At 69.3% G+C, this 24,388-nt stretch carries 20 protein-coding genes, 1 tRNA gene and 1 pseudogene; 13 read left to right on the top strand and 9 right to left on the bottom strand.

The genetic code is table 11. The annotated features are described in order from the left end of the window. The first annotated feature begins 245 nt into the window (after positions 1–245). Positions 246–2,981: a phosphoenolpyruvate carboxylase gene (gene ppc / locus ACTWQF_RS22115; protein WP_443281426.1), complete on the top strand. Its 2,736-nt coding sequence runs from the start codon at positions 246–248 to the stop codon at positions 2,979–2,981. Positions 2,982–3,203: 222 nt separating this feature from the next. On the opposite strand, the gene ACTWQF_RS22110 is transcribed toward ppc, so the two are convergent. After that, positions 3,204–4,385 (bottom strand): epoxide hydrolase family protein, encoded by a 1,182-nt coding sequence (locus tag ACTWQF_RS22110; RefSeq protein ID WP_443281425.1) that lies wholly within the window; start codon positions 4,383–4,385, stop codon positions 3,204–3,206. Positions 4,386–4,494: 109 nt separating this feature from the next. Between ACTWQF_RS22110 and ACTWQF_RS22105 the strand changes: the two genes are divergently transcribed. After that, a complete protein-coding gene (locus ACTWQF_RS22105) occupies positions 4,495–5,070 on the top strand; it encodes a CGNR zinc finger domain-containing protein (protein WP_443281346.1) in 576 nt (191 codons plus the stop codon). 132 nt (positions 5,071–5,202) lie between these two features. Here the strand turns inward: ACTWQF_RS22105 and ACTWQF_RS22100 are convergent, their stop codons facing one another. After that, positions 5,203–5,718 carry a hypothetical protein gene (locus ACTWQF_RS22100; protein WP_443281345.1) on the bottom strand — a complete coding sequence of 172 codons (516 nt, stop codon included), beginning with the start codon at positions 5,716–5,718 and terminating at the stop codon, positions 5,203–5,205. Between the two features lie 155 nt (positions 5,719–5,873). On the opposite strand from ACTWQF_RS22100, the gene ACTWQF_RS22095 reads away from it, so the two are divergent. The 8 genes from ACTWQF_RS22095 (at position 5,874) to ACTWQF_RS22060 (ending at position 14,670) form a co-directional block, all read left to right on the top strand. Continuing rightward, positions 5,874–7,142 carry an SUKH-4 family immunity protein gene (locus ACTWQF_RS22095; protein WP_443281344.1) on the top strand — a complete coding sequence of 423 codons (1,269 nt, stop codon included), beginning with the start codon at positions 5,874–5,876 and terminating at the stop codon, positions 7,140–7,142. 145 nt (positions 7,143–7,287) lie between these two features. Beyond that, on the top strand, positions 7,288–7,617 hold the full coding sequence (locus ACTWQF_RS22090) for an ArsR/SmtB family transcription factor (protein ID WP_443281343.1): 330 nt from the start codon (positions 7,288–7,290) through the stop codon (positions 7,615–7,617). Beyond that, a complete protein-coding gene (locus tag ACTWQF_RS22085) occupies positions 7,614–7,883 on the top strand; it encodes a hypothetical protein (protein ID WP_443281342.1) in 270 nt (89 codons plus the stop codon). The genes ACTWQF_RS22090 and ACTWQF_RS22085 overlap by 4 nt, the downstream gene beginning before the upstream one ends. A gap of 123 nt (positions 7,884–8,006) precedes the next feature. Continuing rightward, a complete protein-coding gene (locus ACTWQF_RS22080) occupies positions 8,007–10,376 on the top strand; it encodes an MMPL family transporter (RefSeq protein WP_443281341.1) in 2,370 nt (789 codons plus the stop codon). A 191-nt stretch (positions 10,377–10,567) separates the two neighbouring features. Beyond that, positions 10,568–11,143: a DUF421 domain-containing protein gene (locus ACTWQF_RS22075; RefSeq protein ID WP_443281340.1), complete on the top strand. Its 576-nt coding sequence runs from the start codon at positions 10,568–10,570 to the stop codon at positions 11,141–11,143. A gap of 50 nt (positions 11,144–11,193) precedes the next feature. Further along, positions 11,194–11,937 carry a methyltransferase domain-containing protein gene (locus ACTWQF_RS22070; RefSeq protein ID WP_443281339.1) on the top strand — a complete coding sequence of 248 codons (744 nt, stop codon included), beginning with the start codon at positions 11,194–11,196 and terminating at the stop codon, positions 11,935–11,937. A gap of 1,099 nt (positions 11,938–13,036) precedes the next feature. Further along, entirely contained in the window at positions 13,037–13,669 is a 633-nt protein-coding gene (locus tag ACTWQF_RS22065; RefSeq protein ID WP_443281338.1) for a hypothetical protein, read from the top strand. Positions 13,670–13,866: 197 nt separating this feature from the next. Next, positions 13,867–14,670 carry a hypothetical protein gene (locus ACTWQF_RS22060; protein WP_443281337.1) on the top strand — a complete coding sequence of 268 codons (804 nt, stop codon included), beginning with the start codon at positions 13,867–13,869 and terminating at the stop codon, positions 14,668–14,670. A gap of 15 nt (positions 14,671–14,685) precedes the next feature. On the opposite strand, the gene pth is transcribed toward ACTWQF_RS22060, so the two are convergent. From pth to ACTWQF_RS22035, 5 genes and pseudogenes are all read right to left on the bottom strand, one after another. Next, on the bottom strand, positions 14,686–15,276 hold the full coding sequence (gene pth, locus ACTWQF_RS22055) for an aminoacyl-tRNA hydrolase (RefSeq protein ID WP_443281336.1): 591 nt from the start codon (positions 15,274–15,276) through the stop codon (positions 14,686–14,688). 141 nt (positions 15,277–15,417) lie between these two features. Beyond that, positions 15,418–16,026 (bottom strand): 50S ribosomal protein L25/general stress protein Ctc, encoded by a 609-nt coding sequence (locus ACTWQF_RS22050; RefSeq protein ID WP_443281335.1) that lies wholly within the window; start codon positions 16,024–16,026, stop codon positions 15,418–15,420. Positions 16,027–16,278: 252 nt separating this feature from the next. Beyond that, positions 16,279–17,256, bottom strand: a complete 978-nt coding sequence (locus ACTWQF_RS22045; protein WP_209267267.1) for a ribose-phosphate diphosphokinase — start codon at positions 17,254–17,256, stop codon at positions 16,279–16,281. 302 nt (positions 17,257–17,558) lie between these two features. Continuing rightward, positions 17,559–19,004 (bottom strand): annotated as a pseudogene (gene glmU, locus ACTWQF_RS22040) (bifunctional UDP-N-acetylglucosamine diphosphorylase/glucosamine-1-phosphate N-acetyltransferase GlmU); the annotation flags it as partial. Between the two features lie 131 nt (positions 19,005–19,135). Further along, a tRNA-Gln gene (locus tag ACTWQF_RS22035) sits at positions 19,136–19,206 on the bottom strand. A 226-nt stretch (positions 19,207–19,432) separates the two neighbouring features. On the opposite strand from ACTWQF_RS22035, the gene ACTWQF_RS22030 reads away from it, so the two are divergent. Next, a complete protein-coding gene (locus ACTWQF_RS22030; RefSeq protein ID WP_443281334.1) occupies positions 19,433–21,025 on the top strand; it encodes a sensor histidine kinase in 1,593 nt (530 codons plus the stop codon). Between the two features lie 29 nt (positions 21,026–21,054). Here the strand turns inward: ACTWQF_RS22030 and ACTWQF_RS22025 are convergent, their stop codons facing one another. Next, the gene (locus ACTWQF_RS22025) at positions 21,055–21,597 is read right to left on the bottom strand and encodes an SUKH-3 domain-containing protein (RefSeq protein ID WP_443281333.1); all 543 of its coding nucleotides are present in this window, start codon (positions 21,595–21,597) and stop codon (positions 21,055–21,057) included. Continuing rightward, on the bottom strand, positions 21,594–22,235 hold the full coding sequence (locus ACTWQF_RS22020; protein ID WP_443281332.1) for a YwqJ-related putative deaminase: 642 nt from the start codon (positions 22,233–22,235) through the stop codon (positions 21,594–21,596). The genes ACTWQF_RS22025 and ACTWQF_RS22020 overlap by 4 nt, the downstream gene beginning before the upstream one ends. A 186-nt stretch (positions 22,236–22,421) precedes the next feature. On the opposite strand from ACTWQF_RS22020, the gene ACTWQF_RS22015 reads away from it, so the two are divergent. Together ACTWQF_RS22015 and ACTWQF_RS22010 are read left to right on the top strand one after the other, a co-directional pair. Beyond that, on the top strand, positions 22,422–23,273 hold the full coding sequence (locus ACTWQF_RS22015; protein WP_443281331.1) for a hypothetical protein: 852 nt from the start codon (positions 22,422–22,424) through the stop codon (positions 23,271–23,273). A gap of 101 nt (positions 23,274–23,374) precedes the next feature. Continuing rightward, on the top strand, positions 23,375–24,388 hold the full coding sequence (locus ACTWQF_RS22010; RefSeq protein WP_443281330.1) for an SMI1/KNR4 family protein: 1,014 nt from the start codon (positions 23,375–23,377) through the stop codon (positions 24,386–24,388).

Genomic DNA, 24,388 nt, shown 5'->3' with positions numbered 1-24,388 from the left:
GAGGCCGACCTATCCTTGTTCCGTCGGACAGCGCGGTCCGCCACCTGCCCGAAGCAACCCCGCAAGGGAAGCAACCCCGCAAGGGAGCCGCACCTGTGAGCAGCGCCGACAGCAACCAGCGAACCCCCGAGCCGTCCGAGAACCTGCCCGGATCGAGTGACCCCGGGACGGTGGGAAGCGCCTCCGGCTGGAAGGCTTCCGGCGGGGCGTCCTCCGGGGAGTCACCGGGCAGCCACGGCGTCAGCATGGACAGCGTTGACACGGCCGAGTCGACCTCCGCGCTGCGTGCCGACATCCGCCGGCTGGGTGATCTGCTGGGCGAGACGCTGGTCCGCCAGGAGGGCGCGGAGCTGCTCGATCTCGTCGAGCGGGTACGCGCGCTCACCCGCAGCAACGGTGAGGCAGCCGCCGAGCTGCTGGGCGAGACCGATCTGGAGACCGCCACCAAGCTGGTGCGGGCCTTCTCCACCTACTTCCACCTGGCCAACGTCACCGAGCAGGTGCACCGCGGCCGCGAGCTGCGGCAGCGCCGTTCCGGGGACGGCGGGATGCTCGCCCGTACCGCCGACATGCTCAAGGACGCCGATCCGGGGCACCTGGCGAACACCGCGCGTCACCTCTCCGTACGCCCCGTCTTCACCGCGCACCCCACCGAGGCGGCCCGCCGCTCGGTGCTGACGAAGCTCCGCAAGATCGCGGAGCTGCTGGAGGAGTCCGACGGGCAGCTGGGCGGGGCCGAGCGCCGCCGTGCCGATCTGCGACTGGCCGAGAACGTCGACCTGATCTGGCAGACCGACGAGCTGCGGGTCGCCCGCCCGGAGCCCGCCGACGAGGCGCGCAACGCCATCTACTACCTGGACGAGCTGCACCGCGGCGCCGTCGGCGACGTGCTGGAGGACCTGGCCGCCGAGCTGGAGCGCGCGGGAGCGCCGCTGCCGTCCGGCACCCGCCCGCTGACCTTCGGCACCTGGATCGGCGGCGACCGCGACGGCAACCCCAACGTCACGCCCGAGGTCACCTGGGACGTGCTGCTGCTCCAGCACGAGCACGGCATCACCGATGCCCTCGCACACGTGGACGAGCTGCGCGGCGCCCTGTCCAACTCGATCCGTAACTGCGGCGCCACGCAGCCGCTGCTGGACTCCCTGGAGAAGGACCTCGCCCGGCTCCCGGAGATCAGCCCCCGCTACAAGCGCCTCAACGCGGAGGAGCCCTACCGGCTCAAGGCCACCTGCATCCGGCAGAAGCTGCTGAACACCCGCACCCGGCTGGCCGAGAAGCTCCCGCACACCGAGGGCTGGGACTACCTGGGCACCGGCGAGCTGCTGGCCGACCTCGCCCTCATCCAGGACTCGCTGCGCGAGCACCGCGGCGGCCTGGTCGCCGACGGCCGCCTGGAGCGCGCCATCCGCACGACGGCGGCCTTCGGCCTCCAGCTGGCCACCATGGACGTCCGCGAGCACGCCGAAGCGCACCACCACGCGCTCGGCCAGCTCTTCGACCGGCTCGGCGAGGAGTCCTGGCGCTACGCCGACATGCCGCGCGACTACCGGCAGCGACTGCTCGCCAAGGAGCTGCGCTCCCGCCGCCCGCTCGCCCCGAGCCCGGCGCCGCTGGACGCGGCCGGCGCCAAGACGCTCGGCGTCTTCGAGACGGTCCGCAAGGCGCTGGAGACCTTCGGGCCCGAGGTCATCGAGTCGTACATCATCTCGATGTGCCAGGGCGCCGACGACGTGTTCGCCGCCGCCGTGCTGGCCCGCGAGGCCGGGCTGATCGATCTGCACGGCGGTTGGGCGAAGATCGGCATCGTGCCGCTGCTGGAGACCACCGACGAGCTGAAGATCGCCGACGAGCTGCTCGACGCGATGCTCTCCGACCCCTCCTACCGCAAGCTGGTCTCGCTGCGCGGCGATCTTCAGGAGGTCATGCTCGGCTACAGCGACTCCTCCAAGTTCGGCGGCATCACCACCAGCCAGTGGGAGATCCACCGCGCCCAGCGCCGACTGCGTGACGTAGCACACAGGCACGGCGTGCGGCTGCGGCTCTTCCACGGCCGGGGCGGCACCGTCGGCCGCGGCGGCGGCCCCACCCACGACGCGATCCTCGCCCAGCCCTGGGGCACCCTGGAGGGTGAGATCAAGGTCACGGAGCAGGGCGAGGTCATCTCCGACAAGTACCTGGTGCCCTCCCTCGCCCGGGAGAACCTGGAGCTGACCGTCTCGGCCACCCTCCAGGCATCGGCCCTGCACACCGCGCCCCGCCAGTCCGACGAGGCGCTGGCCCGCTGGGACGCGGCCATGGACACGGTCTCCGACGCGGCGCACCGTGCCTACCGCGAGCTGGTCGAGGACCCGGACCTGCCCGCGTACTTCTTCGCCTCCACCCCTGTCGACCAGCTCGCCGAGCTCCATCTGGGCTCCCGCCCCTCCCGCCGCCCCGACACCGGCGCGGGCCTGGACGGGCTGCGGGCCATTCCGTGGGTGTTCGGCTGGACCCAGTCGCGGCAGATCGTCCCCGGCTGGTTCGGGGTCGGTACGGGCCTGAAGGCCGCCCGCGAGGCCGGGCTCGACAGCGTGCTCGAAGAGGCGCACACGCACTGGCACTTCTTCCGCAACTTCCTCTCCAACGTCGAGATGACGCTGGCCAAGACGGATCTGCGGATCGCCCGCCACTACGTCGAGACGCTGGTCCCCGAGGAACTGCGGCACGTGTTCGCCACCATCGAGGCCGAACACGTCCGCACGGTGGAGGAAGTGCTGCGTATAACAGGCGAGAGCGAGCTGCTGGAGGCCAACCCGGTCCTCCAGAAGACGCTGAAGATCCGCGACGCCTACCTCGACCCGATCTCCTACCTCCAGGTCTCCCTGCTGCACCGCCAGCGGCAGGCCGCGGCACTGGGCAAGGAGCCGGACGAGAACCTGAGCCGTGCGCTGCTGCTGACCGTCAACGGCGTGGCGGCCGGCCTGCGCAACACGGGCTGACGTCCGGCCGAGGGCCGAGGGCCGAGGGGCGAAGGCTGAGGGCTAGGGCCGGGGGCCTGGGGGCTGTCTCAGAAGCTGCGCAGCGCCCAGGCCCCGCCCACGCTATCTTCGCCGCGCCCTGTCTGACCACGTTCTGCCGTCTCGATGAACTCGGTCCGGAAGCCGTCGGGCAACGCCTTGAGCCGGATCAGGCGGTGATCGAGTGCCGGCGCGCAGTCGCGTTCACCGACTAGCGGCCAGCACTGCCGCGAGGCCCTCTTGCAGATCTTTGACGAAATACTCGGGAACCTCCAGCGACGGGAAATGTCCCCCGGTTTCGGGCGTCGTCCATCGGACGATCTGTCGGTACCGCTCCTGTGCCCAGGCGCGGGGGCACTTCTCGATGTCGCGGGGATACACGCTGATTGCTGACGGGACGTCGACCCGAAGTTCGGGGTCGAGCGAGTTGACGCCACCGTGGCTTTCGTAGTAAATGCGGGCCGCCGATGCGCCGGTCCGCGTCAGCCAATACAGGGTGACGTCGTCAAGAATGCGGTCTCTGGAAATCGTCTCGAACGGGCTGTCTTCGGTATCTGTCCACTCGGCGAACTTGTCGAGGATCCAGGCGAGAAGCCCGACCGGTGAGTCGACGAGCGAGTAGCCGATGGTCTGCGGTCGGGTCGCCTGCTGCTTCGCGTACGCCGCGTGGTGGCTCCAGAAATCGCGGGTGTCCTCGGTCCATTTGCGCTCGGCCGCCGTCAGCCCGTCCGTTGTCAACCCGGGCGGTGCCTGCGCGGTCACTGTGTGGATGCCGAGAACGTGCGCCGGGAACCTGCCGCCGAGGACCGTGGTGATCACACCTCCCCAGTCGCCGCCGTGGGCTACGAACTTGCTGTAGCCGAGCCTTCCCATCAGTTCCACCCATGCGGCCGCGATCTTTTCGATTCCCCACCCGGTGGTGGCCGGCTTGTCGCTGTAGCCAAAGCCTGGCAACGACGGGACCACGACGTGGAACGCCGGCGCGTCCGCGTCTTTCGGATCTGCCAGTTCGTCTATTACATCGATGAACTCAGCAATGCTGCCCGGCCAGCCGTGCGTCAGGATCAGAGGAATGGCATCCGCGCGCGCGGATCGGCGGTGCAGGAAGTGGATTCCCAGATCATCAATGGTCGTGCGGAACTGGTCGATCCGGTTAAGGCGCGCTTCGAACGACCGCCAGTCGTACCCGGTGCGCCAGTAGTTCACGACATCGACGAGGTCGGCGAGCGGAACGCCCTGTTCCCATCGGCGAGGGTCGGGCGCTGCGCGATGGACCGTCTCAGCTTCCGGCAGCCGCGCTGCGGCCAGTCGCGCGCGCAGGTCGTCGAGGTCAGCGTCAGTTGCGTGGGCTTCAAACGCTTGCACGTCGCTGGTTAGGCGGTTCATGGGCATGAGACCTCCTGGTCATCGTGGAACCGGCTACGATCTGTCGCGAACCGGCTAAGACGGTTCTAGCAGGTTGTCGAGCCACGCTGCAACCCCCTAAGGTGGTTCCATGAGCGCTCGGTTCCCTGACTTCCGCCTCGGTAGCGTGCTGGCGACCAGCTTCACGGGGACTCTGTCGGAGCGTCATGGCAACGCTGTGGAGCGCATTCCCACGCCGCACCGACTCGTCGACTGGCTGGCAGTGAGCGGCCTCGCCGTGGACTCCTGCACCACTGCCCAGCTCGACCTCGCTCGGGAACTGAGGGAGTCGATTCACGCCGCCGCGACAGCGGCCGCGATCCAGGACGCTCTCCCTGCATCTGCTGTCCAAGTCATCAATGACTGCAGCGCTCAGGGTCGGGCCGCAGCGATCCTGACGGCCGAGGGCAAGCGGCAATGGCGGCTCAGCTCGGCTTCCTGCGTGGAAGATGCCCTCAGCGTGATCGCCGCCGACGCGATCAGCATCATCGCGGGCGAACGAGACGGAAAATTGGCCTTGTGCGCATCACCAACATGCCAAGCCGCCTTCTTCGACACCAGTCAAAGTCGCACCCGCAAATGGTGCGACATGAACACGTGCGGGAATCGTCAGAAGAAAGCGCGCTTCAATGCCAACCAGCGCAAAAACCCCAGATCAGCGGAGTGATCGTTACCCTCGGTACGTCCGAGTGTGGCCCCACGCCTGAGGCACATCTGTCGCGCACTGGGGCACCGCGATCCTCGTCTGTACCCGCGCCGCGCCGCGCGCTCCGGCGCACCCCGGTCCTCTTCGGGGACATCAGAAGCTGAGCAGCGCCCAGGCCCCGCCCATGATCAGTGCCCCGCACACCCCGATGGCCACGGCCGTCTTCCGCATCCGCAGGCCGCCCGCGATCACCAGCGAGGCCAGCAGCAGCGCACCGCCCAGCGGCACCCACGCGTACAGAACCCCGGCGGGCCCGGTCCGTATGACGTGGTCCGTACCGGGCTGTACGGCCACATCGAGCGTCTGGCCCTTGCCGCCGGAGACGAACTCGGAAACGGTTACCTTCTCGGGCTTCGACGTCTTCTTGTTGAGGAACGTCCCGGTGCACTCGTCCTCCCCGCACTTCTTGACGGTGACGGTGCCGCGCTCGGCCCCCGACATGGCGGTGGTCGCGGTGTCCCATGACGTCCACACCCCGGCCACCACCAGCACCAGCGCAATCAGCGCCATCAGCCCGGCCCGCGCCAGCAGCAGCATCCCGAAGGCGCTCTCGCCGAGCCGCCGCATCCGGCTGCGCCTGGCTTCTGTCTGTGCGGCTCGTGGAGACATGGCGGAGATCCTGGCCACTTGACGGTAGTCGGTCAACCTCGGCTGACCGGCTTGCGCATGCTTGGGTCACTATCGGAGTCGCGTCTTCCGGTGCCGAGGGGCAGACTGCTCGCGATTCCGGAGATGCGCGCTCCCGGAGATGCGCGATTCCGGAGATGAGGGATTCCGGAGACGAGGGGGATGACATGGCGGCGGACTCACCCACGCGCCCGTGGCGCCGACTCAACGCCGCATCGCTCCCCGAGACCCTGCGGCACGAGCCGAGCCGGCGCTTCCTCACCGAGGTCGGCCTGCCCGAACAGGCCGCCGAACTGGACTTCACCAGCGTCCGGGACGGACATCTGCCGCCGCTCACCGAGGATGTGCTGGCGGCCGACGCACCGGTCGCGCTCGACGGACAGTTCCTCGTTCTCGGCCGCACCGATCACTGGGAGGCCCGGCTGGTGCTCGACGGCGACGGAGGCGGAGTGCACCTGGTCGCCTGGGAGGGCGAGGACCTGTGCCACGACCTGATCGCCTCCGGGCTGCCCGAACTGGCCGGGCTGATCCGCGAGATCGAGGCCGTCTCCGGCTCGCCCCTCGACCCCGTACCGCCCGGTCGGTCGCGCGGCGCCGCCGCCCTCGCGCAGGTGCGCGCGGAGACCGAACAGCGGCTGCGCCGTGCCGACCCACGGCTCTACGAGCTGTACGACGCGGAAGAGCCGGTCCGTGAGCCCGCGCACTGGGGCACCGCACTGCTCGTCCGCACCCTGCACCGGGCGGCACGGCCGGGCGCGCCGGGGGACCTCGCGTACGAGATCGAGCCGGAGATGGTCGCAGAGCTCGCCGAAGGCGGAACCGGAGGCGGAGGCGGAGGCGGCGGCGGGATACGCCGGTTCACCGAGGCCGAGCTCCCCGCCGAGCTCACCCACGCGCCCACCCGCCGGCTTCTCACCGAGATCGGGCTGCCTCGCGTGGCTGACATGTTCGCCCTCTTGGACGGCCCCCTGCGCACCATGGCAGAGGCCCACCCGCACTACTTCGAGGCCGACGCCGAACTGCCCACCCGCGGTTACCAGCGCGACTTCTTCGCCCTCGGCTGGTGGGCGCCGGACGTCGCGCTCGCCCTGGACGGCACCACCGGCCGCGTGGAACTCCCCGACTGGTTCGACCACGGCAGCCCCGCCGCCTATCTCCACCAGGACCTGTCGGCCCTGCTGTTCGCCTGCTGGACCTACCAGCAGGCGCACCGTGCCTGGGCCCGCTGGGACATCGGCGCGGGCGGCGAGCCAGCGCCCTGGCTCGTCTACTCCCCGAAGCACCTCCTGGAGTGCCGGGTGGCCTCCCTGGTGGAAGCCGTCGACCCCGCCGCGTGGGCCACCGAGTGGCACTCGTGGCCCCAGATGGAGAACGACGACCACACCGGCGGCCTGCTCTGTTCCTGATACGTCGTCTTCCGCGTATCAGGGTCCGCTCCCCCCTCCGCGTATCAGGGTCCGCTCAGGGTTCCGTTACCAGCCAATGGCTACGGGCATCTGCTAATGTTTTTTTGCAGGTAATGTGCTGCCACTGCTGGTGCGGGATGGTGCGATGAGAGACCCCACGTCGACGGGCGACGACCTGGTGCGGGTGCTGGCCACCCTCTCCAACCCGCACCGGGTGCGTGTCGTAGCGGCTCTCGCGGGCGGGCGGAACTACGTGAGTCGGCTGGCGCGCGAGCTCGACATCAGCAGGGCGCTGCTCCAGGTCCATCTGAAAAAGCTGGAGGCGGCCGGTCTGGTCTCCTCCCAGCTGGAGCTGTCGGAAGACGGAAAGGCAATGAAGTTCTACGAGGTGAACCCTTTCTCGGTCCACCTGACACCGGAACTCCTCGCGAGCGCCGCCGAGACGCTGACCATCGAGAAGGGATCACCGCGATGAACGAGCACGAGTGGCAGGAAGTCATAGGCACCATCGGCATGTTCACTCTGCTCATTGCCGTGGTCGTCACTGTCATCTGGCAGACCGCAGCCGGTCGGCGGGCCAAGGCTCAGCTGGCCCGGGAGAGCGAGTACAAGAAGCTCGCCGAAGCCGCTGCCGACAGACAGCAGCGGATCGAGCAGCAACTGACCGAGATCGGCAGCCAGGTCTCCGACCTGCGGAACCGAACCGACACGATCGAACGGGTCCTCAAGGACGTCGAGTAGCCCCGTGAACACACCCCGGGCCGTCGAGCTGCAACTCGACGGCCCGGGCAACGCGGAGCCGAACCACCTCGCCGCGGGCGAGTTTGCGCAGGAACACTCCACCGAGAAAGAGGAGAGCAGCTCATGCTGCCCAAAAGCAAGTCTGTCCACAGCCCACCCGACAGCACTGCCGCGGGCAGTACCAGCACTGCGGACGGCAGCGCGGACCCTGCGGACGACGCGGACGGCGGGCGCCTGCCGCCCGGGTCTGGGGAGGGGACGGTCACGCCGGAGCGCCGGGGAGTGATCGAGGCGGTGGCGGTGTGGTCGGCGCGGCACCGCGCCCTGGCGATCAGCGGGTGGCTGGTGCTGGTCGTGCTCGCCGTACTGTCCAGCATGCCGGTGACGGGTGACGCGGCCCGCGCGGTCGATCCGGGGGAGGCCGGTCGCGCCCAGCAGCTGGTGGAAGCCCAGCGCAGCGGTGACTCGATCCGGGAGAACGTGCTGATCCAGTCCCGTGCTGCCGATGGCGACCGGCAGTTCGCAGCCGATCCCGAACTGCGTGCGGCCACCGAGGACCTGGTGGCCGAGCTGCGTCGGGAGCCGGGCGCGGTACGTGACCTCGGCTCCCCGCTGGAGGGGCAGGGCCGGCGCTGGATATCGAGGGACGGCAGCTCCGGGCTGGTGACCTTCGAAGTGGCCGGACCTGACGACCGGTTCGAGAAGCACTACGCGGCTGCCGTCGAGGCCGTGAAGCAGGTACGGGAGCGCCACCCGGGCGTACGGCTCGCCCAGGCGGGCGACCGTAGTCTCTCCGAGGCGGTCAACGAGGGGATCAAGGACGACTTCAGGCGTGCGGAGACGACCTCCCTGCCGCTCACGCTCCTCGTTCTGCTGGCCGTCTTCGGTTCGCTGATCGCTGCGGGGATACCTCTGCTCCTGTCGGCGACGACTGTCGCGGCCGCGTTCGGGCTGCTGCAACTGGTCAGTCACTGGGTGCCGTTCAACAGTGCCGCCTCCTCCATCGTGCTGCTGATCGGCATGGCGGTAGGCATCGACTACTCGCTGTTCTCGCTGCGCCGGGTACGCGAGGAACGGGCAGCCGGACACTCGGTACGCGAAGCGCTGCGGATCACGGCACGCACCTCGGGCCATGCCGTCGTGGCCTCGGGCTTGACCGTGATGGTCTGCATGGTCGGGCTGCTGTTCACCGGTGTGGATGTCTTCAAGGGCCTGACCGCCGGAACGGTCCTGGTGGTCGGCCTGGCGGTGCTCGGCTCGGTGACGGTGTTGCCCGCGCTGCTCGCCGCACTCGGCGACCGGGTCGACAAAGCCCGTATTCCCTGGCTGGGCCGGCGCAGGATCGCGGCACAGGAGTCGCACTTCTGGGGGCGGGTGGCGGGCTCGGTCGTACGGCGGCCCTTGATTGCCGGAACATCAGCGGCCGTGGCCCTGCTGGTCATGGCGCTGCCCGCGCTCGGTATCCGGCTCCAGGACGCCGCCGTCACGGCCAGCCTGCCCCCCGGCGCCTCGGCGGCGGTGGACGCGGCGACCGACATGCAGGAGCAATTTCCGGGGTCGGCCACCGCAGCCCGGGTGGTCATCGACCGTACGGACGGCGCGTCGGCCGACACCCCCCGGATACGGGAGTCGATCGCCGAGCTGCACGAGCAGGCAGCCGACAGCGGCGGCGCGCTGCGGGAGCCGATCACGGCCGTGCCGGTCGGCGACGCCATGGTGGTACGGGTACCGCTCGCGGGCGCCGTCACCGATCCTGCCGCGGACCGCGCCCTGACGGCCCTGCGCGATCAGGCGCTTCCGGCCGCCTTCGGCACGGTGGAGGGTGTCGAGTACGCAGTCGCGGGCAAGACGGCCATGCCGCACGACTTCGCGGAGCGGGTGAACAGCCGGACCCCGGTCGTCTTCGCCTTCATACTCGGACTCGCGTTTCTCCTGCTCATGGTGGTGTTCCGGTCGTGGACCATCCCGCTGGCGTCGATCCTGCTCAATCTGCTGTCCATCGGCGCCGCGTACGGTGTGCTGGCCTGGGTCTTCCAGGACGGCAACCTGGAAGCACTCCTGGGATTCAACTCCTACGGCGGCGTGGTCAGTTGGCTCCCGTTGTTCATGTTCATCATTCTGTTCGGCCTGAGCATGGACTACCACATCTTCATCCTCAGCCGGATCAGGGAGCGGTGGCTCGCGGGTGCGGGGCCGCGCGAGGCGGTCGTCGGCGGAATCGCCGCCAGCGCCGGCGTCGTCAGCGGTGCGGCGCTCATCATGATCGGCGTCTTCTCGGTCTTCCTCACCCTGTCCGCCATCGAGTACAAGATGCTGGGCCTCGGTATGGCATCGGCCATCCTCATCGACGCGACCGTCGTGCGCGGTGTGCTGCTGCCGGCCGTGATGTCCCTGCTCGGCGAGCGTGCCTGGCGGCTGCCGCCCCCGCTCCGACGCGGCCCGGGCACATCCGCGCCGCCGGCCCCCGGGCCCCGGACGCCTGAGCCCATGTGACAGCTCGGCAGCTTCGGCGGCCCGCAGCCCGCAGCCCGCAGCCCGCAGCCCCCAGTCCGCAGCCCGCAGCCCCGCCTCACCGCAGTGGCGGGGCTGCGGCATTTCCTGCTCCCTCCGCGCGTTGCGGCGCGCTCCGGGCGGCCTCAACTCCACTGTTGGGCTGTTCGGAACCGAGAGGGAGGCCAAGGCAGATGTGGCACGACATGCTGACGATCCAGATCCCGGTCGTCGAAAAGATCCTGCGGACCGTTCTGGTGTACGCCGTCATCGTCGTGCTGTTCCGGCTGGCCGGTAAGCGGGGGCTGGCGTCGATGAACACGTTCGACTTCGTCGTGATCTTCCTGCTGTCCAACGTCGTGCAGAACGCCATCATCGGCAACGACGACAGCCTGCTCGGCGGCATCGTGGGCGCCGCCACGCTCGTGGCGGTCAACGCGCTGGTCAACCGGGTGCTGGCAGTCGAGGGGAACGCCGCCCGGCTGCTGGAGGGAAGGCCGACGACAGTCATCGACAACGGCAGGATCGTGCGGCGGGCGGTGCGGCACCTCGGACTGCGCTCCGGGGAGGTCGAGATGGCAGTACGACTGCAGACGGGCAGCGGCATCGATCGCGTCGAGCGCGGCAGCCTGGAACCGGACGGCCGGCTGCTCGTCGTACTCCAGCCGAAAGCCCTCCAGGCCACCCGCGCCGACATCGATGACCTCGCGCAACGACTGGCTGCCATCGAGGAGTTGCTGCGGGCCGACAGGGATGGTGGCAGCCGCTGAGATACGCGGAAATCCCCCCGGCGGGCACGCCCTTTCGCATACTGACCGGCATGGCCACCTACGACTCGCTGGGCGCGACCTATGCCCGGACACGGCAACCCGATCCGCGGATCGCCGCGCAGATCCACGCCGCACTCGGAAACGCCTCCGACGTGGTCAACGTCGGAGCGGGGAGCGGCTCGTACGAACCGCCGCAGACGGTCCTCGCGGTCGAACCCAGCCAGGTCATGCTCGCCCAGCGCCCGCCGGAATCCGCGCCCGCCGTGCAGGCGGTCGCCGAGCACCTACCGCTGCGCGACAACGCCGCCGACGCCGTCATGGCGCTGCTGACCGTCCACCACTGGGCCGACCTGGCAGCCGGAATCAGCGAGCTGCGCCGGGTCGCCCGCCGCCGCATCGTCATCCTGACGTGGGACCAGCGCATCTTCCGCGAACGGTTCTGGCTGGTGCGGGACTACCTCCCGGAGGCTGCCGCCTTCGACGACACCCGCACCGTGCCGACCGACCGACTGGCCGGTCTGCTCGGCGGGGTGCGCGAGGAGCCGGTCCAGGTCCCCCATGACTGCGCGGACGGGTTCGGCGCCGCATTCTGGCGCCGTCCGCACGCCTACCTCGACCCGCAGGTGCGCGCGGGGATCTCCATGCTCGCCCAGACCGGAGAAGACGCCGTCGCCCCTGGCCTGGCCCGCCTCGCCGACGACCTCACGACCGGCCGCTGGCACACCCGCTACGCCGAGCTGCTCACCCACGAAACCATCGACGTCGGCTACCGGCTCCTGCTGGCCGACCTCTGACCTGTGCCCCGTAACTCCGTACCCGGAGTGCCGTAATCCTCTCCCCAGAGAGTGACAAGGCCACTACTCTCCCCGAGAGTGCCTGTACGTAACAGTAGAGACACGCCCCGTGGGTGACAGCCCGGGATCGGATGGAGCGGTGGACGGAATGTCCTTCGAGCAGGAGTGGAACAACCTCAAGAGCGACGCGGGTGGGACGGAATCGACTGCCATGCGACTCGATCAGGCCACCACGCCCGACACCGGACCAGCAGGCGGTAGCCGTACGGACGGATCCGGATGGCTGCTCGTCGAGCGAGACGATCTCGGACACGATTTCCAAACTGCTGCACTGAGCACTGAGCCATCGCCATGCGAGGGGGATCGGCGGGGGATGAAGGAGTCCCGGATCACATACAGCGACCTGGTGTCGGTGGACTTATCCAGCTTCGGATCAGCCGTGGCGGGCTGGAAACAGATCCAGAGCGAACTGAAGACGCGGGCTTCCGAAGCCGAGAACGATATGAGCCGGAAGGCGCGGAACGCGACATGGGAGAGGGGCGGCGCCCTCGAAGCCGCCACGACAGGACGCCCACCGGGTGCCGAGGGCCCACCGCTGAGACCCACGCAGGACCAGGCGGACTTGTTCCGGCGTGTCGTTGAACGGCTCGGGAGTAAGGAAAATGCTCCGCTGGTGGAGCATGGAGGGCCTTGGAACCACTCCAGCCCCATACGGGGAGTATGGCTGCCGATTACATACGTGATGAGCTCAACCGCTTCCTGTGGACGGCTTCTCAGGGCCCGGACGGTTATGCCTCTATTACGCATTCCTTCCACGCGGTTTCGGCGGAAGTTCTTCGCAACTCGATGCAACCCGCCTGGAGACAACAGTGTTTCGGACGCGGCAGTGAAAGGGGTCGAGCCGACGGAATCGGGCTGCCGAAGACAAGGTGGGAGCCGCGAAACGTTAGAACGCGGCGTCGAAACTTGCAGACCTCACCGGCTACGCAGCCCGCACCCTCACCCAGAAGATCTACAAGTGCAAGGGCGCCGATGAGCTTCCTAAGGGGCCGGTCAAAATAAAGAGAGGGGAAGGTAGCCAGTGATTTCGGTTAGCCGAGTGGTGATGACGACGGTGGCGGTATCCGGTCTCGTGTTGCTGAGTGCCTGCGGTGGTGGTGACGGCTCCGGCAAGGGCGACGACATCGAGGGGGCGAAGGACGGTAAGAAGTCGGCCTCGGCGTCGCCGAGTTCGAGTGCGTCGGAGGATTCGGACGCTCCGAAGTTCGACCTTCCCAATGGCGTCCACACTGTTTTCGATGACGACGACATGACCGGTGATCCGAAGAAGGACGAGGTTCTGCGTGCCCACGAGAACGCTGTCAAAGCAATGGGCTCTGCGTACTCGGCAGACAAGCCTGACTGGTCGGTAATCGGCCGTTACTACCAGGACTCCGCTGGCGCGCGACTCCGTGCCAACGTCAAGAGTTATCGAGCGGAGGGAAAGGTGGGCACGGGCACGTACCGATACTACGACCGCAAAGTGACCGTCGGAAAGAGTGCTGCGGCCGTCACGTTCTGCGAGAGCCAGCGCGACGCGTTCGCCAAGATGGTGAAGACAGGGAAAGTTGTTCGGACCAAGCCGAGCCTGAGCGATTTCACCAGCGCCAAGGACATTCTCGAAAAGCGCGGCAACACCTGGGTGGTCATCCACATGACGTCCAAGGGAAGTGATGAGAAATGCGCGCGCTGAGTCGCAAGCTGACAGCGGCGGTAGCGCTGGCCAGCGCGACGTTATTCGCCGCAACGCCTGCTGCCTTAGCGGGAGGCGGCGGAAGCAGAGGAGATGACGCAGATCAATCGCCGGCCCCACAAAACAGCAACCCCAACGACATCACCTCCCGCGTCCAGTTCTCCCTCCATAACGTCCCGGAATCCGGCGGAACTCCCATGGCCCCCGGCCAAGGCGTGGAATGGGAGCCGCCCGCGTGCTGGTACGAGCCTCGGTACTCGCCCGAGGAGTTCTCCGCGTACGCGACGCAGGTGGATGTCCGGCATGGGGAAGCGAGGAACGGGAAAGGTGGGGTGCGGGAGAAGTACCCCGATATGCACATCGGGGACAAAGGCGAGTGGTACGTCATGCGGTACGACACCGACACAACCGGTGGCACCCCCAAGGAGTGTCTGGACCAGAACGGCTTCGTCTTCATCGGGCCCGACGACCCGGCGCCGCCGAACGCACCGGTCCTCGATCCGGAAATCCTTGCGGGGCTCGCCTACAAGAAGACCACGCTGCCCGCGCCCCCGCTCACCCTTTCCCCGAAGCCCGGGAATCAGGTGGTGAACCTCGACACCCATGCCCGCTTTTCCAAGAAACTGAGCCGCGTGTGGGTGACTGCCCGCATCCAGGAGGCGGGGCTGGGTCTGGCCGCGACCACGGTCGCGGAACCCGACCGGCTGCGGCTGGAGGCGGGTGCGCGCGACGCGGACCCCGCCTCGTGCACGTACGACCTGGGCAAGGGCAGCGACGGCGGCTATGCGGTGAACACCAAGAACGCCGACTGCAACATCACTTACCGCCGCGCCACCGCAAAGGGAGCGCCCCGCACGCTCAAGGCGTATCTGATGTGGCGCGTCTCCTGGGCGGAGGGGGACAGTCCGGACGGAACCCCGCGCCATGGGATGCCTCAGGGGGAGTCCGTCGAGGAAGTGGCCGTCACTGTGCGGGAGATTCAGTCCATCAACCGCGACTGAAACAACAACCGGGCGTCAGCTGTTGTATGTGCTCTGAGCCCTCTCCAGGCCGTCGGTGATCAGGGACTCGCAGGCGTCGGCCGTGCGGTCGACGAAGTAGGCAAGTTCCTTGCGCTCCGCGGAGGAGAAGTCCTTGAGCACATAGTCGGCGACCTGCATACGGCCGGGGGGCCGGCCGACGCCGAAGCGGACGCGGTGGTAGTCGCGGCCGAGGACCTTGGTGAGGGACTTCAGGCCGTTGTGGCCGTTGTCGCCGCCGCCGAACTTGAGGCGGAGGGTGCCGTAGTCGATGTCGAGCTCGTCGTGGACGACGACCAGGCGGTCGGTCCCGATGCCGTAGAAGTCGAGCAGTGCTTTGACGGGGCCGCCGGAGACATTCATGTACGACATCGGCTTGGCGAGCACCACGCGGGTGCTGGTGGTGCCGGGGATACCGATGCGGCCCTCGAGCACCTGGGCGCGGGCCGCCTTGTGTGACTTGAATGTGCCGCCCATCCGGCCGGCGAGCAGGTCCGCGACCATGAAGCCCACATTGTGGCGGTTGCCGGCGTAGTCGGGGCCCGGGTTGCCGAGTCCGGCGATGAGCCACGGGGTGGTGGCCGACATGGGTGGTCCTCCGGTCGTCAGATGTTGCCCGGCTGCGCCGGTCCCCTTGGGGTTCCCGGTCCGCGAGCGCCGGACGGACCTCTGTCAGCAGGCCGTCCGGCGCTCGCGGAACACAGGGGTGCACACAGGGGTGCGAGGGTCTTACTCGGCGGCCTCGGCAGCCGCGGCCTCGCCCTCGGCGGCCTCTTCGGCCTCGGCGGCCGGCTCCTCGGCCTGCGCGGCGAGGATCTGGATGACGGTCTCGTCGCCCTCGATGGCGAGCGTGGTGCCGCTCGGCAGGGTGATGTCCTTGGCGAGGATCTGGTCGCCGGCGTTCAGGCCCTCGACGGAGACGGTCACCGACTCGGGGATGTGGGTGGCCTCGGCCTCGACCGGCAGCGAGTTGTAGACGTGCTCGATCAGGTTCTGGCCCGGGGCCAGCTCGCCCTCGATGTGGATCGGGACCTCGACCTGGACCTTCTCGCCGCGCTTGACCGTCAGCAGGTCGATGTGGACCAGGAAGCCGCGGATGGCCTCACGCTGGACGGCCTTGGGGATGACGAGCTCCTTCTTGCCCTCGACGTCCAGGTGGATCAGGACGTTCGGGGTCTTGAGCGCCATCATCATGTCGTAGCTGGGCAGGGCCACGTGGACGGGGTCGGCGCCGTGACCGTAGATGACGGCGGGAACCTTCTCCTCGCGGCGGAGACGACGCGCCGAGCCCTTGCCGAACTCGTTGCGGATGGTCGCGCTGATGTTGACGTCAGCCATGCTGCGCTCCTCGTAAGCGACGGTGATACGGATGTCTGCGGTGCCACTCGGTCCCGACGGACCTGCTACGAAGAGCGCGCGTCGATAACGGAGCATCCGAGCCGGAGATACGCCGTACCGAAGTGCGTACGCAAACCGACCGGCCTCCCTCGCCGAGCGACTCGCAGAGTCTACGCGGCGAGGGAGGCCGGTCGGAAATCGATCACCGGGCGGCGATCAGTGCGGTCGGCCGGACCCGGCGGACCGCAAGGCCTACGCCTGCTCGTCGAAGAGGCTGGTCACCGAGCCGTCCTCGAACACCTCGCGCACCGCGCGGGCGATCGTCGGTGCCATCGACAGCACCGTGATCTTGTCGAGTTCCAGCTCGCCCGGGGTGGGCAGCGTGTTGGTGAAGACGAACTCGCTGACCTTGGAGTTCTTCAGCCGGTCGGCGGCCGGGCCGGAGAGCACGCCGTGCGTCGCGGTGACGATGACGTCCTCGGCGCCGTTCGCGAACAGGGCCTCCGCCGCTGCGCAGATGGTGCCGCCGGTGTCGATCATGTCGTCGACCAGGACGCAGACCCGGCCCTTCACATCGCCGACGACCTCGTGGACGGTCACCTGGTTCGCCACGTCCGGGTCGCGGCGCTTGTGGACGATGGCCAGCGGGGCGCCGAGCCGGTCGGCCCAGCGGTCGGCCACCCGGACCCGGCCCGCGTCGGGCGAGACGACGGTGAGCTTGTCGCGGTCGGTCTTGGCCGCCACGTAGTCCGCCAGCAGCGGCAGCGCGAACAGGTGGTCGACCGGGCCGTCGAAGAAGCCCTGGATCTGGTCGGTGTGCAGGTCCACGGTGAGGATGCGGTCCGCGCCGGCGCACTGGAACATGTCCGCCATCAGCCGCGCCGAGATCGGCTCGCGCCCGCGGTGCTTCTTGTCCTGCCGGGCGTAGCCGTAGAACGGGACGATCACGGTGATGCTCCGCGCCGACGCCCGCTTGAGGGCGTCGATCATGATGAGCTGCTCCATGATCCACTTGTTGATGGGGGCCGTGTGGCTCTGCATCAAGAAGCAGTCGGCGCCGCGCGCGGACTCCTGGAAGCGGACGTAGATCTCACCGTTCGCGAAGTCGAAAGCCTTGGTCGGGACCACGCCGATACCGAGCTGCTTGGCGACCTCTTCGGCGAGTTCGGGGTGGGCGCGGCCGGAGAAGAGCATGAGTTTCTTCTCGCCGGTCGTCTTGATCCCGGTCACTGCTGTTGTCTCCCTGTGTGTGCGCCGCACGGCGGCTCAGCGGGGGGCGGCGTCGGTTTGCGGGGCCGCATCGGTCAACGGGGGGCGGCGTCGGTTTTCGGCCGCATGGCCAATCAGGCTCCCCATAACCGTACGCCCAGCGTCTTACAACCGGATACCCGGTCTTAACCCTCCTCGGCGGGAACGTGCCCGGACGTGGACCTGGCGGAACGGGCGGTTTCGGCCCCGTCGGAAGCTGTTCCGGAGTGTGCTCCTGCCGCCCCCTGGGCACCTGCCGCAGAGTCCTTCCGCGCCCCCCGGGGACCTTCCGCGTGCCGCTCCTGGGCTTCCTGGGCGGCCTGCGCCGAGGCGCTGCCCGGGCGCTTCCGGGCCACCCAGCCCTCGATGTTGCGCTGCTGGCCGCGCGCCACGGCCAGCGAGCCGGGCGGCACATCCTTGGTGATCACGGACCCGGCAGCGCTGTAGGCGCCGTCCCCGACCGTGACAGGAGCCACATACATGTTGTCCGCGCCCATCCGGCAGTGCGAGCCGACGGTCGTGGTGTGCTTGTTCTCACCGTCGTAGTTCACGAAGACGCTCGCGGCGCCGATGTTGCTGTGCTCGCCGATCACCGCGTCACCCACGTAGGAGAGGTGCGGCACCTTCGTGCCCTCGCCGATCTCGGCGTTCTTCATCTCCACGTAGCTGCCGGCCTTCACCTTGCGGCCCAGCCGGGTGCCCGGACGCAGATAGGTGTACGGGCCGACGGAGGCGTCCTCGCCGATCTCCGCGCCCTGCGCGACGGTGTTGCTGACCGTCGCGCCCGTGCCCACCCGGGTGTCCGTCAGCCGGGTGTTCGGGCCCACCTCGCTGTCCGCGCCCAGATGTGTGCTGCCGAGCAGCTGGGTGCCCGGGTGGACCAGGGCGTCCGGCTCGTAGGTCACGCTCACATCCAGCCAGGTGGTGGCCGGGTCGATGACCGTGACCCCCGCCAGCATGGCGTCCTCCACCAGTCGGCCGTTCAGCATCCGGCGCGCCTCGGCCAGCTGCACACGGTTGTTGATGCCCGCGATCTCCCGGTGGTCGCCTGCCACCGCTGCGCCCACCCGGTGACCGGCTTCCCGCAGGATGCCGAGTACGTCCGTGAGGTACTCCTCGCCCTGGCTGTTGTCCGTACGGACCTTGCCCAGCGCCTGTGCCAGCAGCCGGCCGTCGAACGCGAACACTCCCGAGTTGATCTCCCGGATCGCGCGCTGCTCCTCGCTCGCGTCCTTGTGCTCCACGATCGCGGTGACCGGGCCGCCGCCGCTCTCCCGCACGATGCGGCCGTAACCGGTCGCATCCGGGACCTCGGCCGTCAGCACGGTCACGGCGTTGCCGTCCGCGGTGTGGGTGTCCGCCAGCTGCTGCAGCGTCTCACCGGTCAGCAGCGGGGTGTCGCCGCAGGTCACCAGTACGGTCCCGGCGGGGCCGTCCCCGCCCAGCTCTTCCAGGGCCATCCGGACCGCGTGACCGGTGCCGTTCTGCTCGTGCTGCACGGCGGTCCGGATGCCGGTGTCCAGCTGCGCCAGATGCGCGGTGACCTTCTCCCTCGCGTGCCCGACGACCACGACCAGCTGCTCGGGGTCCAGCGCCTGGGCGGCGCTCACCACATGGCCGAGCAGCGAACGGCCGCAGATCTCGTGCAGGACCTTGGGGGTCGCCGACTTCATGCGGGTGCCCTCACCCGCTGCGAGAACGACGACGGCTGCCGGGCGAGTGACGCTCACGGGTGTGCCCTTCGGCTTCGGGGGTGGGTGCTGTCCCGCAGGATACCGGTGGGTCGGCGCGCGGCGGCGTCGACGGGTACGCGTGGCAGCGGTGAAGGGAAGGGGAGATCACCCGTGAAGGGAGGACAGGGCTCCCGGGGAGGGATTCGAACCCCCATCGACGGCACCAAAAACCGCTGACTTGCCCTTAGTCGACCCGGGATTAACTGTACGTCCGATATGCCGTTCCGGCTGATCGGGCACCCCATACTATGCCGCACGATCAGGCCCGCACGCGACGGTAATGGCGAGCAGGCAGGGGTGTTGTCCGGTCGCACCGCCCTCCAAGTTGCCCAGTGAAACCGTCCGGTCACGGACGAACGAGCGGAATGGGATGTTCCGGGGATCGGCCGGACAAGGTGGCGGCCTGCGGTCGTAGGGTGGTCGGTATGACCGAGACGGGGGAAAACCGTACGCGGGGCGGGCCGTGGTGGTGGGAGAGACCACGGAGTGCGGTGCTCGATATCACCCTGGGCGCGGCCTCCGCCGCGGAGTGTGCCATCCAGGGGCAGGGCTTCGCCCAGGAAACGGGGATCCCCGGTGTGCTCGCGGTGCTGTTGGGTGCTGTCGCGGGGGCGACACTGGTGCTGCGCCGCCGCTGGCCGATAGCCGTCGTCCTGGTCGCCATCGCCGTCATACCGGCCGAAATGGGCACCTTCCTCAGTGTCGTCGGCCTCTACACGCTCGCCGCGACCGAGGTACCGCGGCGGATCACCGGCCTGCTGGCCTCCATGGCCGCCATCGGGATGCTGGTGATCACCACCTTCCGGCTCGAGCAGAGCATCGGACAGGACCCCGACTTCAACCCCTCGGCCTGGTTCGTCCCCCTCGTCTCGGTTCTCATGTCGATCGGTGTGACGGCCCCGCCCGTGCTGGCCGGCCTGTACGTGGGGGCGCGGCGGCGGCTCGTGGAGTCGCTGCGGGAGCGCGCCGACGGTCTGGAGCGCGAGCTGTCGCTGCTGGCCGACCGGGCGGAGGAGCGTGCCGAGTGGGCGCGTAACGAGGAGCGCACCCGCATCGCGCGGGAGATGCACGACGTGGTCGCACACCGGGTGAGCCTGATGGTGGTGCACGCGGCGGCGCTCCAGGCGGTTGCGCTCAAGGACCCGGAGAAGGCCGCCAGGAACGCCGCACTGGTGGGCGACATGGGCCGCCAGGCCCTCAACGAACTGCGCACCATGCTGGGCGTACTGCGGTCCGGCGAACCGGAGAAGGGGGAGAAGAAGACGGAGAGGGCTGAGAAGAAGGCCGGGAACGGGGCGCGGGCCGGTCTCGACGGTGCCTCCCCGGCCGATGTCTCCGCCTCCGGCGCCTCCTCCGGCGCTTCCACTGCCTACGCCGGTTCCGTCGCTTCTGGGGCTTCCCGTGCCACCGGAGCTTCCGGGGCATCCGGGACCTCGGAGGCTTCCGCTCTCCGGCAGTCCGGTGACGGTGCTGCCGAGGCGTCCTCGCGGCTGGCCGAGTTCGCCTCGGCGGCAGCCGGGCGGGTGAGCGCAGGTGCTGCGGACGCCCGGAAAGAGGGAGCGCACCCGGGAGCGCAGGACGGCGCGCTCCGCGCCGACCACGGTGCGGCGTCCTCCGGCGCACCCTCGCTCGCGCAGCTCGACGTACTGGTCGGGCAGTCGCGTGCCGCGGGGATGACCGTGGAGCTCAGCGTCGAGGGGAGCCCCGACGGCTCCTGCCCGCCGCCCGTGCAGCAGACCGCCTACCGGGTGGTGCAGGAGGCGCTGACCAATGTGCACAAGCACGCGGCGGGCGCTGCCACCCGGGTCCGGGTCGCGCACCGCGCGGCAGAGGTCGCGCTCCAGGTCGAGAACGACCCGGCTGCCGACGGCGCGGCCGACGCGGGCCTGCCCAGCGGCGGCAACGGCCTGGTGGGAATGCGGGAGCGGGTGACGGCGCTGGGCGGTGGCTTCGTCTCCGGGCCGACGGACGCGGGCGGCTTCCGCGTCTCGGCGATCATCCCGTACGCGCGCCCGTAAGCCTGATACGCCTTCGTGAGCACCCTCGGTCATCCCGTATGCGCGTCCGTGAGTCCCTCGGGCCCGGTGCTCTCCTGGTGGGGGACGGGCGGCGGCGGGCTGGTGCTCAGTCTGGCCGGGACCAGGCCCATCAGCAGTGCCGAGAGCGCGGAGTCGAAGTCGGCGCCCAGATACCAGTCGCCGGTCGCATCGATGCTGTAGACGCGGCGCTCGGCGTCGATGGCCAGCAGCGCCTCGTCCTCGCCCTCGGTGCCGATCGGGCAGACCTGGGTGCCGAGCGCGCGGCCCAGGTCGGAGAACGTGCGTGCCGAGTACAGCCCGGGGAGCGGGTCGATGTACACGGCGGAGGGCGCGAGGTGGCGGCCGGGGCCCGTGGGGGTGATGTGCAGGGTGCCGAACTCGGCCCACACCTCGACGGCGGCGGGGAAGACCGCGTGCCGGTGGCCGCCGGCCGAGATGTGGCCGCGCAGGGCGTCGGCCCACTGCTCGGCCTGCCGGATGTCCCAGCGACCGGGCTTCCACCCGGCGTTGCGCAGCGGGTCGTCGACGGCGACGGGGAAACGGGTTGTCACTGCGCGCTCTCCTGTGCCGGGTCGACGGCCCGCACCCCGAAGTGGGCCAGCAGGGCTCCGCAGGAGCGGCATGGCGGCGCGTAGCTGCCGTGCAGCGGGTCGCCGTCCTCGCGGATACGGCGCGCGGTGAGCTTGGCGTGTTTGAGCGCGCGCTTGGCCTCGTTGAGCGTGAGCGGCTTGGGTGCCTTCGCGGAACGGGACGCCCTGCCTGCCGCACCCCGGCCGCTCCTGGCGCTCTTGGCGCGCCCGCTGCGCTTCTCCGCGCGGGCGGCCTCGGTGGCGGTCAGATAGCGCGACAGCAGTACGGCCTCGGGACAGCGGCCCGTCTGGCGGGAGCGGCGCTCCGTGGTGAGGGTGTCCAGGAAGTCCTGCACCAAGGGGTGGTGGGTGGGCGGACGTTCGCCCTTGCTGCCGGTGCAGGTGAGGGTCTCGCCCCGAATGGACAGCGCGGCGGCGACGGCTGGCAGAATGCCGTCGCGGCGCTGGAGCAGTACCGGTGCGGTGGCGCTGAGGGAGTCGACGGCGGCTATCCAGCCGACGCGCGGGTCGCCGCTGCTGTACGAGGTGGCGTACGAGCCGTGCTGCGACTGCGGCGCTTCTTGCTGCCGCGGCGTATGCGCCTGTGGTGCCGTGTGCAATGGAGCTTCCTCCCGAAGTGTCCCCTCTGCGCCGGGGCTCGCCCAAGTATGCAGTGTGGCGCACGAGTCGATCATTCCGCCGGTGATGTCATGGAATTGTGGCGGTGGTGATGGTGCGGTGAAGGGTGCCTTGTCGCCCCCCAGGGGGCAACGGATGATGGCCAGTCCCAACTGAGAGGTGTGGCCATGACCCGCACGACGAGGCGTGCGCGTTCCCGCGCGCTGCGCCGTACGTTCGCGGCTGCCGCCGTACTGCCCGCGCTGCTGCTGCCGCTCGCCGCCTGCGACAGCGGCGGAGACGACGGCGGGGGAGCCAAGAGCAGCGGCAAGAAAAGCGGCGGCAGCGAAGACAGCGGCAAGGGTGGTGAAGCAGACGGCGGAAAGGGCGGCGAGGACAACGGCACGGGCGGCGGCAAGGGCGACGAGACCGGCAAGCCCGACAAGGGCCCCGCGAAGCCGCTCAGCGAGGAGCAGTTGCGCTCCGCGCTCCTCAACGCCAAGGACGCACCGGGCTATCGGGCGCAGGAGAGCAAGACGGCGCTCGACGACGACCCCCCGCAGACCGGCGAGGAGTGCCGCCCGCTGATCGACCTCTTCAGCAAGGACTCCGAGCAGAAGCGCACCGCCTGGGTGGCTGCCAGCCTGGTCAAGGGCGGCAAGGGCCAGTTCAGCACCCAGAGCACGATCCACCAGATCCTGCTCTCCGCCTACAAGCCGGGCGATGCCGAGACGTTCCTGGGGAACCTGAAGACCGCGACGGACAAGTGCCCGGAGATCGTCGATACGCCGGACGGCAGCGGGAAGCAGGAGAAGGTGATGGTCGAGCCGCAGCCCTCGCCGGGACTGGGAGACGATTCGGTCCGGTTCGCCATGACCAATACCGAGAACAAGCCCTATGGGGTTCAGGTGACGGTTGTCCGTTCCGGTGCCAACACCATGACCTTCATGTCGACCTCGCTGACGGGCAAGGGGGGCGAGTCGCCGAAGCAGCTGGTGGACAAGCAGTTGGCGAAGCTGGAGAGCGCCGGGGAAGGCTGATCACGGGCTGATCACGGGCCGACCACCAGGGGCGGTGTCTGCCTGCTGCCGTACCGCATAGGCTGTTCGGTACCAGCCAGAAGCAGCAGGGAGCCAACGCCATGACGACAGGTCGGCTTGGGGTGGGGGCACCTCCCGGCCCCCAGGGCCGGGGGAATGCCGCCGCACCACCGAACCGGGCGTACGCCGGGCAGGTTGTGAATTTCCCGGATCCCGTCAGGGCGGCCCGCTACCCCCAGGGGGTGCGGGTCGACCACAGCGGGTTCCCGGACTTCTCCGCGTACGCCCGTGCGGCTGCGGAGATCGCGGAGCCCCCGGAGGGCTTCGGCGGCGACGAACTGCGCCTGACGGACTACGTGTCGGCCAACGCCGCGCTGCACGCCGAGGGGCACGAGCTGTGGGCGGACCTGCCGCCCGTGGCGACCCCGCACGGCTGGACGTGGCACCACGTACCGCACAGCCGCCGGATGGAACTCGTCCCGGTCGAGGTCAAGGCGCTGCTGCGGCACCACGGAGGGCTGACGACGGCGGCCGTGGATCATGAGAAGACCGGTACGCGTCCGCTCCAGGAGACCCGGCCCGCGCACTTCGCCGTCCCGCACGGCCCCGAGTCGGCGGTGAGCGAGCGGCAGATCGTGGACATCGAGGAGCGGCTGGGCTACCGGCTGCCGGGCGCCTACCGGACGTTCCTGAAGGTCGCCGGCGGCTGCGCCCCGCAGGGTGTCGCGCTCGACGCGGAGCTGGGCTTGCTGGTGGACCAGCCGTTCTTCACGGTGCGCGACGACGCGGCCGTCAACGACCTCGTCTACATCAACAAGTGTCTGCGCGACCACCTCACCAAGGACTACCTCGGGGTCGGCTTCGTGCAGGGCGGGCTGGTCGCCGTGAAGGTGAAGGGCGACGCGCTCGGCTCGGTGTGGTTCTGCGCGTACGACGATGCCCGGGACGCCGACGGCATACCGGTCCAGGAGCGGGTGGAGCGGCTGCTGCGGCCGTGCGGCGCGGACTTCGACGAGTTCCTGCTGCGGCTGGCCGGTAACCCGCCGGAGCTGGAGACCGTGGCGAACCTGATGGTGGACGGCGGCTTCGCCCGCGCCGTCCCGTTGGAGAGGTGA

It is taken from the genome of Streptomyces sp. 8N114 (assembly GCF_052245835.1).
Taxonomy (GTDB): Bacteria; Actinomycetota; Actinomycetes; order Streptomycetales; family Streptomycetaceae; genus Streptomyces.
Note: the sequence above shows the minus strand (reverse complement) of the source record. Positions and strands in the feature narration are given on the sequence as shown.

Excerpts from the sequence above, each read along its gene's own strand:
- ACTWQF_RS22030 (WP_443281334.1), top strand. The coding sequence starts at position 19,433 with ATGACCGAGACGGGGGAAAACCGTACGCGGGGCGGGCCGTGGTGGTGG.
- ACTWQF_RS22075 (WP_443281340.1), top strand. The coding sequence starts at position 10,568 with ATGTGGCACGACATGCTGACGATCCAGATCCCGGTCGTCGAAAAGATC.
- ACTWQF_RS22095 (WP_443281344.1), top strand. The coding sequence starts at position 5,874 with ATGAGGGATTCCGGAGACGAGGGGGATGACATGGCGGCGGACTCACCC.
- ACTWQF_RS22085 (WP_443281342.1), top strand. The coding sequence starts at position 7,614 with ATGAACGAGCACGAGTGGCAGGAAGTCATAGGCACCATCGGCATGTTC.
- pth (WP_443281336.1), bottom strand. The coding sequence starts at position 15,276 with ATGTCGGCCACCACCCCGTGGCTCATCGCCGGACTCGGCAACCCGGGC.
- ACTWQF_RS22070 (WP_443281339.1), top strand. The coding sequence starts at position 11,194 with ATGGCCACCTACGACTCGCTGGGCGCGACCTATGCCCGGACACGGCAA.
- ACTWQF_RS22060 (WP_443281337.1), top strand. The coding sequence starts at position 13,867 with ATGGCCCCCGGCCAAGGCGTGGAATGGGAGCCGCCCGCGTGCTGGTAC.
- ppc (WP_443281426.1), top strand. The coding sequence starts at position 246 with ATGGACAGCGTTGACACGGCCGAGTCGACCTCCGCGCTGCGTGCCGAC.
- ACTWQF_RS22110 (WP_443281425.1), bottom strand. The coding sequence starts at position 4,385 with ATGAACCGCCTAACCAGCGACGTGCAAGCGTTTGAAGCCCACGCAACT.
- ACTWQF_RS22100 (WP_443281345.1), bottom strand. The coding sequence starts at position 5,718 with ATGTCTCCACGAGCCGCACAGACAGAAGCCAGGCGCAGCCGGATGCGG.
- ACTWQF_RS22090 (WP_443281343.1), top strand. The coding sequence starts at position 7,288 with ATGAGAGACCCCACGTCGACGGGCGACGACCTGGTGCGGGTGCTGGCC.
- ACTWQF_RS22050 (WP_443281335.1), bottom strand. The coding sequence starts at position 16,026 with ATGGCTGACGTCAACATCAGCGCGACCATCCGCAACGAGTTCGGCAAG.
- ACTWQF_RS22015 (WP_443281331.1), top strand. The coding sequence starts at position 22,422 with ATGACCCGCACGACGAGGCGTGCGCGTTCCCGCGCGCTGCGCCGTACG.
- ACTWQF_RS22080 (WP_443281341.1), top strand. The coding sequence starts at position 8,007 with ATGCTGCCCAAAAGCAAGTCTGTCCACAGCCCACCCGACAGCACTGCC.
- ACTWQF_RS22010 (WP_443281330.1), top strand. The coding sequence starts at position 23,375 with ATGACGACAGGTCGGCTTGGGGTGGGGGCACCTCCCGGCCCCCAGGGC.
- ACTWQF_RS22105 (WP_443281346.1), top strand. The coding sequence starts at position 4,495 with ATGAGCGCTCGGTTCCCTGACTTCCGCCTCGGTAGCGTGCTGGCGACC.